The sequence below is a fragment of the uncultured Mycobacterium sp. genome (assembly GCF_964249325.1).
In the GTDB taxonomy this organism is placed as follows: Bacteria; Actinomycetota; Actinomycetes; order Mycobacteriales; family Mycobacteriaceae; genus Mycobacterium.
In genome coordinates, this window is the sequence record NZ_CAXUCH010000003.1 from 53,131 (window position 1) to 60,330 (window position 7,200).

Genomic DNA, 7,200 nt, shown 5'->3' on the forward strand with positions numbered 1-7,200 from the left:
GGCCTCTACCGGCTGCCGATCGCCGAATTCCCCCACTTACGTAACCTCGCGCCGACCTGGGCGTCCTACGACGGTCTTGCCGAACTAGACCGCGGACTCGACATCCTGCTCAGCGGGTTGGCCGCCCACCTCGGCCGCCCCGGCCCGGAGGTTCCTGAGGGGACACCCGGTCCGGGTCGACGTAAACAAACCACCTAGAACGGACGTGACCGCGATGTTGCCGCACTCGAATCTCCCCACCAAGTCCCTCGGCCCGCCAGAAGCCTCAACCCACCTCGGCTCAATGTTCGTGAGACGCCCATGGCAATAGCAGACGTGGCCGAATACGCCCATCTGAGCGGCGAGGACCTGGAAGGGCTCGGTGTCGCCTTGGACGCGATCCGCCGGGATGTCGAGGATTCGCGTGGCGAAAAAGACAGGGCATACATCCGGCGCGCCATCGCATTTCAGCGATGCCTCGAGGTCGCCGCGCGGCTGGTTGTCGCCGGGAGCCGCAGAAAAGTCGGCTGGGCCCTCGGCACCACAGCGCTCGCCGTGGCCAAGAGCATCGAGAACATGGAACTTGGCCATAACATCTGCCACGGCCAATGGGATTGGATGAACGACCCAGAAATCCATTCCAGCACCTGGGAGTGGGACATGGCGGGCGTCTCGTCCCAGTGGCGCCACTCCCACAACTACCGCCACCACATGTTCACCAACGTCATCGGCATGGACGATGACCTCGGCTACGGGGTCATGCGGGTCACCCCCGACCAACAGTGGCGGCCGAGTAGCCTGGTGCAGCCCTTGCGAAACCTGTTGTTGGCGATCATGTTCGAATGGGGCATTGCACTGCAAGCCTGGGAATCGAAGTGTCGTAGCGCGGCGACCGGCGTGAAGAAATCCGTCTATACCCGTGCGCTGATCCGCAAGATCGTTCGCCAGGCCGGCAAGGATTATCTGTTCTTTCCCGCACTCAGTTGGCGGCGGTGGCGTCGTACCCTCGTGGCAAACGTGGCCGCCAACCTGCTCCGCAATGTGTGGGCGTACGTGGTGATCTGCTGCGGGCACTTCGCCGACGGCGCAGAGAAGTTCACCGCTGCCGTGCTGGAGGGTGAGACGAAGCCGGAGTGGTATCTGCGACAAATGCTGGGTACCGCGAATTTCCACGCCGGGCCGGTGATGGCGTTCCTGAGCGGCAACCTCTGCTATCAAATCGAACACCACCTTTTCCCTGATCTCCCGAGTAACCGCTATGCGGAGATCGCGGACAGGGTGCGAGGTGTGTGCAAGAGCTATGACCTGCCGTATACGACCGGTCCTTTGGCTCGCCAGTACCTGCTCACCTTCCGGACAATCTGCAAGTTGGCGTTGCCGGATCGGTTCCTCGCTTCCGCCTCCGATGACGCACCCGACGCGGGCGTCGGAGATCGCCGGCATGTGTGACCCTCAGCGGTCTGGGGCAGCCGTTGCCAGGAGCCGCGTGGCGGTAACCACGTGTCTTGTCGACAAGTGGGCAGACAGCTGACGTGGATCTCCCGATGCACAGGTATGGATTGACCGCATCGACGTGGCATAGTGCGAATCAGCACTGGGACCTGGCTTGAAGGTGGGTACTCTGCAGCCGCTGGGCCAATCCGCTCGCTCGCACTGCCCGCCGACCGATGGCCGCCCGCACCGCAGCGTCGGACCCGACAACCCACACCTTTCGCTTGGCGCGAGTCACCGCGGTACAGAACAATTCCCGGGTCAACAGCGGCGAATCCTCCTGCGGCAGAACCACTGTCACCTCCTTGGCTTGGCTGCCCTGGGATTTGTGGATCGTCAACGCGTGCATGGTCTCGACGTCGCTGATCCGGCTGGTCGCGAAGTCAAGCGGCCCAGCTGCGCCGGCGATCACCGCCCTCAAGCCGTCCGGTCCGGCCACCACCACGCCGGTGTCGCCGTTGTAGACACGCAACCCATAGTCGTTCGCCGTCACGATCAGCGGCCGCCCCGCATACCACTCCGACCACGGTGGCTGACCCGTCTCGTCGGAAAGCCACGTCTCCACCTGCCGGTTCCAGTGCTGCACGCCGTAAGGACCGTGGCGGTGCGCACACAGCAGCCGATGCTCGTCCAGCGTCGCCAACGCCTCGTCGGCGGCGCCTAACAGCGCAGCCTCGCGCAGCCGAAGTGCATGAGGCACGACGATGGAACGCAGATGCTCGCTCGGGTCGTCGGTTTCGACGAACTCGATATGCTGGTCGCCCGACCGCAACAATCCCAGCGCGCCGTCCGCGTCGCCGGCCCGGATGGCGTCGGCCAGGGCGCCGATCGCCTTCCCGAACCGGTGCACGGTCCTCAGCGCCGCCACCCGTACGTCATCGCGGGCCGATAGCCCGTCCACCAAATCGGCCAGCACCGCACCGGCTTCTACCGAGGCCAGCTGATCGGCGTCGCCGACCAAAATCAGCCGGGCATCCGGGCGCACCGCCTCCAAAAGCCGCGCCATCAGTGTCAGCGACACCATCGACGTCTCGTCGACCACAATCACGTCGTGCGGCAACCGATTTCCGCGATGGTGCCGAAATCTCGACGACGACCCCGGCCGCCTGCCCAGCAGCCGGTGCAATGTCATCGCCTGCAGCTCACCCAGGCGTGCCTGATCGGCGGCGTCAAGCTTGGCCACCTCGATGGCCACCGCCTCTTGCAGCCGAGCCGCCGCCTTGCCCGTGGGCGCCGCCAACGCAATCCGCGGCCGCGACGACCCCGCGAGCTCCGCCTGCTTGGCCAGCAGTGCCAGCAGCCGCGCGACCGTGGTGGTCTTGCCCGTGCCGGGGCCACCGGTCAACACGGTCACGGCTTGCGACAGCGCAATTTCGGCTGCCTGCCGCTGCTCCTCGTACCCTGGCGGGAAAAGTCGCTCGAAGGCGGCCAGTTCGGCTGTCTGCCTGGACACCAGCAACGCCAGCAGGTCGTCGCATACCTGCTTTTCCTCGCGCCAGTACCGGTCTAGGTAAAGCAGCCTCTCGTCGTCGAGATGCAGGACCGGCGAGTCGCCGAGCAGGCTGCTTGCCCGCACCGCCGCCAGCCAATCCGCCAACTCTGGCCACGGGACGTCCTCAGCGCCGACCGCCGAAGCTACCGTTGACAAATCGACGCACACCGATCCGCTCCGCAGCGCCCGCACCAGCAGCGCCACCGCCAGCGCCACCCGCTCGTCGGGTTCATTACCCAGCTCGCAGATCCGACCGGCGACATGCACATCGGAGACGTCCAGAACGTCGGCCTCATTGAAGGCACGCAGCACACCGGTTGCGCCGACGGCGACTTCGGTCTCTACGAGAGTCATGCCGCCTGCCTCCCCGCGTCGAGCAAATCGGAGAGCGCGACCACCAGCTCGGCCGGCGGCCGCCAGCTGAACACTCCGCACGGATTCCCGTCGACCACCGGGGTATCAGCACCGCACATGCCCCGCACGAACAGATACAGCACCCCGCCCAGATGTACCGCCGGATCGTAGCCGGGTTGTCGCCACCGCAGAAACCGGTGCAGCACAACCACATACAACAGCGCCTGCAGCGGATAGTCCGAATGCAACATGGCCTCGGCGAGCCGCGCATGGCTGTAATCGGCCGCAGTGTCGCCGAGCTGGTTGGTCTTGTAGTCGACCACCAGGTAGCGCGGGCCGGGGATCCGCAACACAACGTCGATGGAGCCGGCCAGATACCCGCGCAGCGACTGCCCACCCAACCCGGCCGACGTCAGCCGATCGGCATAAGGCGCCAGCGGGTCACCTAAAGGCAGGTGCAACCGCAGCAGCTCACCCACATCGGACAACGACACATCCGGTGCAGCACCGCGCAGATCACCGCCGGCCAAGGGAATCTCGAAGTCCAGCTCCCGCAGACGGTCTCGTACCCCGATCTGCCGCAATGTCAGCCCGCCTGCCAACGGCCCTAGCGGTGCTTCATACATCGGCACTAGCGCAGCGGCCAGCTCGGCGGCGGAAACATCAACCGGCCACCATGCCAAGTGTCGTCGCACCTGCTCCTCCAGCTCGGCCGCAAAACGGGCTGCCGACGGGTCCGCCGTCTCCAGCACCGCGTGCACCAACGACCCGAACGTTGCGCCGGACGGCATTCCAGCCAGCGGTGAGGCGATATCCACACCGTCACCGGACGCGGTGACCACCACGCCTTCCACCTCGTCGTCGCGCGTCCCAACCTCGGGCTCGCTTTCCACGCCAACGACCTCCGCCCCGCGAACCAGCGCCGAATACGAAGTGCGCCGCCAGCTGGTGTCGATCGCGCGGTGGAAATGCCGTACCGCGAAATCACCGGAATCGGAGAACGTTTCGACGCCGGCCGAGGAGACGATGACTGAATCCTCTACCGACGGCCCGCCCGCAGCCTCCCAGTGTTTGAACACCGCCCACGCTTCGTCGTCGGTGATGGCCGACTCGCACCTGTCGGGCACCTGAGCATCGCCCCGGCGGCGATCACGCAACAAACGCGACAGCCCGCCGTTGGCTTCGTCTCGCGACGGCGCCCACCACGCCACGACCTGCGACTGCGCCCGGGTCAGCGCGACGTAGGTGACGCGGATGTTGTTGCGTGCCTCTTCCAGCCGGTTCAGCCTCTCGACTGCTTGGCGCTCGGGGCCGCGACGCTCGCCGCCGATGTACAGGCAGCGCGTGTCGTCCTCGTCGTGATAGAGCAGAATGTCGTCGGCGCGAACGTACCGGTTGAACGCGAACGGCAAATACACGATCGGAAACTGCAGACCCTTCGCCACGAACACGGTCATGATCTGCACCGCGGCGGCGTCGCTGTCCAGCCGCCGGTTGTGTTCGCTGATTCGGGTGCGGGTGTCGCACTGCCGACGCAGCCAATCACGCAGCGCCGGAAGGCTGTAACGTTCCCGATGCGCGGTCTCGTGCAGCAGCTGCGCGATGTGCGCCAAGTCGGTCATGTGCCGCTCGCCACCCAGCTGGTTCAGCACCCGCCGGCCCATCCCGGCCAGCTGCGCGGCCTCGAACACCGCCGCCACCCCGCGCTGGCGGGCATGATTGGCCCACTCCCGAAGTGTGTCGGCCACCCGGTCGGTGAGCGCATCGCCTTCTGCTGCAAGGGTTTCCGCGGTCTTGCCGAAGAACATCGTGCACGCGACGGCGCGCACCAGCCCGCTGCGATGCGGCGCGTCGAATGCCTCCAGCAGGCACAGCCAGTCTTTGGCAGCCTGAGACTCGAACACGTCGGTGTCGCCGGTGTAGACCGCCGGAATGCCGGCAGCGGCCAGCGCATCCCGGCAGGCACGGGCATCCTCGTGTCGCTCGACGATCACCGCGATGTCCCCGGCTCTCACCCGGCGGCCGTCATATGTCGCGTCGCTGGCCAGCAGAGCCGCGATGTCGCCGGCCAGATCGGCGGGAATATGGCGGCGCAACGTGTCGATCGGGATGTTGTCGGTGTCGTTATAGCCGAGCGACGGGCGTCTGACGACGCGCAGCCGAAACGGTGCGTTGCGCGGTGCGCTGGCCAGCCGGTGCCCGTCGTGGTGCGCGTCGATGTCGCGCACCACGATCTCGGGGTGGCCCAACGCCGCGCCACACAGTACCGTCTGCAGGCTGTCGACGAGTGCCTTGTCGCTGCGCCAGTTGACACCCAGCGTGTATCGGGCCTCTGCGGTGTGGGCCGCGTGCAAGTAGGTGTGGATGTCGCCGCCGCGGAAACCGTAGATGGCCTGCTTGGGGTCTCCGATCAGGATCAGCGTGGCACGCCCGCTGAACGCGCACTCGAGTACGCGCCACTGGATGGGGTCGGTGTCCTGGAACTCGTCGACCAGCACGACCCGCCAACGCTGACGCATCCGGTCGCGGGCCGGAGAGTCTTTTGCTTCAAGGGCTTTCGCAAGCTGGGTCAGCAGGTCGTCGTAGCCGAGGATGCGCAGCCGCCCCTTGCGGTGCTCGAGCTCGGTTTTCACATCGTCGGCGAAACGCAACCGGATTTCGGCCGTGCTGTCCGGGTCGGGATCGCGGGGACGCAGTTGTGAACACGGGTCGTTCACGACGGCGCGAGCCAGGTCGAGCGCCTGTCTGTAGGTCAGGGCCGGATCGCCTTCTTGCGGCCCGAACCGGGCCAGGTACAGGTCGTCGACGATTTCGGTGACCAGATCGTCGAGGCTTTCCTGCAGCGTGGCGTCTGTGCCGCTATCAGCGGCCACACCCAGCGATTTCAGCACCCGGCCGCAGAACTCGTGGGTGGTGGCGATGGTGGCCGCGTCGAAGTTGGCCAGCGCGTCGCGCAGGCGTGCGCGCCGAACATCGCATTCCTCGCCGCTGCCGCCCACCAGATGCTGCACCAGGTCGCTGCCCGGGGGCACGCGGCCGTCCAACGCGGCCAGCGCCTCGACGAGCTGGCCGCGGACCCGTTCGCGAAGCTCGCGGCTGGCGTTGCGGTTAAACGTGATCAGCAGCATCTGGTCGAGCGTGATGCGGGTCTCGGCGAGAAAGCGGGTGACCAGCCCGGCCAACGCGAACGTCTTGCCGGTGCCGGCGCTGGCCTCCAGCACCGTGGTGGAGCCCTCTTTCGGCAATGGGCCCAACAAGTCGAAGCGATCCATCAGCTTCGACCCCTCGTGGACTCGATCAGCGGCGACCACAGCCGCGCGGCGAGCGCACCCAGCCGGGTGTCCTCCCCGGACACGTCCTCGCCAGCGCGCGGCGGGCTTAGCAACACGTCGAGGGGGGCGTTCCGGCCGAAGGCCACCTGATTGGCGCGCTCCTGGTTCTCGCCCCGGTACCTATTCGTCGAGGTCCACCGGTAACCGGCGGCTCGTCGCGGATCGGTGCCCGAGTCGCGCGCCTTGGCCCACGCGAACGACGTCTTGATAGGCAGCGGCAGGGGCTCCCGACGACCAGCGTCATACAGAGATGCCAAGTCGCCCAGAACGTCGACGGCATTATGCGGTGCCCACAGCGTCTGGGTCTTGATACGGTCCGCGTCCTCGTCACGTCGTCCAATGCACAGCGCGGTCCAGGAACGGTCGGGGTCATGGGCCGCCAGCGCTAGGAGCCGGATCCAACATTGGAGTAGATGCTTGCCGCCCAGCTTCGAGTAGGTCACGTCGACGATGCGGTCGCCGAAGACTGGCGTGACGGTACCGGTCAGGTGCCGACTGCCGCCGAGGTTGACGGCGATGTCGTGGGCGTCCGGCTGCCCGCACCTTTCCCGC

3 protein-coding genes and 2 pseudogenes (2 of these 5 cut by a window edge) are annotated in these 7,200 nt (G+C 66.5%); 2 read left to right on the forward strand and 3 right to left on the reverse strand.

The annotated features are described in order from the left end of the window. Window positions 1-198: pseudogene (locus tag ACFE99_RS01050) on the forward strand (TetR/AcrR family transcriptional regulator) (it extends 602 nt beyond the left edge of the window). A 102-nt stretch (window positions 199-300) separates the two neighbouring features. Beyond that, window positions 301-1,428, forward strand: coding sequence for a fatty acid desaturase family protein (locus tag ACFE99_RS01055; protein ID WP_375481574.1), 1,128 nt, complete (start codon window positions 301-303; stop codon window positions 1,426-1,428). Between the two features lie 139 nt (window positions 1,429-1,567). Here the strand turns inward: ACFE99_RS01055 and recD are convergent, their stop codons facing one another. From recD to recC, 3 genes and pseudogenes are all read right to left on the reverse strand, one after another. Further along, window positions 1,568-3,316 (reverse strand): exodeoxyribonuclease V subunit alpha, encoded by a 1,749-nt coding sequence (gene recD, locus ACFE99_RS01060; protein WP_375481576.1) that lies wholly within the window; start codon window positions 3,314-3,316, stop codon window positions 1,568-1,570. Continuing rightward, complete coding sequence (gene recB / locus ACFE99_RS01065) at window positions 3,313-6,588, reverse strand: exodeoxyribonuclease V subunit beta (RefSeq protein WP_375481578.1); 3,276 nt, start codon at window positions 6,586-6,588, stop codon at window positions 3,313-3,315. The genes recD and recB overlap by 4 nt, the downstream gene beginning before the upstream one ends. Continuing rightward, window positions 6,588-7,200: pseudogene (gene recC / locus ACFE99_RS01070) on the reverse strand (exodeoxyribonuclease V subunit gamma) (its annotated part continues 1,783 nt past the right edge of the window); the annotation flags it as partial. The gene recB and the pseudogene recC, both read right to left, overlap by 1 nt.